The 291-nt window shown below is 43.0% G+C and carries 1 tRNA gene; it reads left to right on the top strand.

What is annotated here, in order from left to right:
* Nucleotides 1–122 precede the first annotated feature (122 nt).
* Nucleotides 123–198, top strand: a tRNA-Lys gene (locus J0A66_RS22930).
* Nucleotides 199–291: the final 93 nt, after the last annotated feature.

Below are 291 nucleotides of genomic sequence, written 5' to 3'. Positions count from 1 at the left end.
CACATACCGCCTATAAATAAAGCATTCAGAAAGAAAAATGTCATTTTCTGGGAAATTTGGGTTGCGCGTGGTTCTGAAATAAGTATTATATGCGCCCGTTGCAGCAGACAACGAAAACAAGTGGGTCGTTAGCTCAGTTGGTAGAGCAGTTGACTTTTAATCAATTGGTCGCTGGTTCGAATCCAGCACGACCCACCACTTTCTCCTAGCTTTCGCGAATGAGAAAATCTGCTACCTTCCATAGATTGTGGGTCGTTAGCTCAGTTGGTAGAGCAGTTGACTTTTAATCAA

The organism is Bowmanella dokdonensis, assembly GCF_017254865.1.
GTDB classification, from domain to species: domain Bacteria; phylum Pseudomonadota; class Gammaproteobacteria; order Enterobacterales; family Alteromonadaceae; genus Bowmanella; species Bowmanella dokdonensis.
Note: the sequence above shows the minus strand (reverse complement) of the source record. Positions and strands in the feature narration are given on the sequence as shown.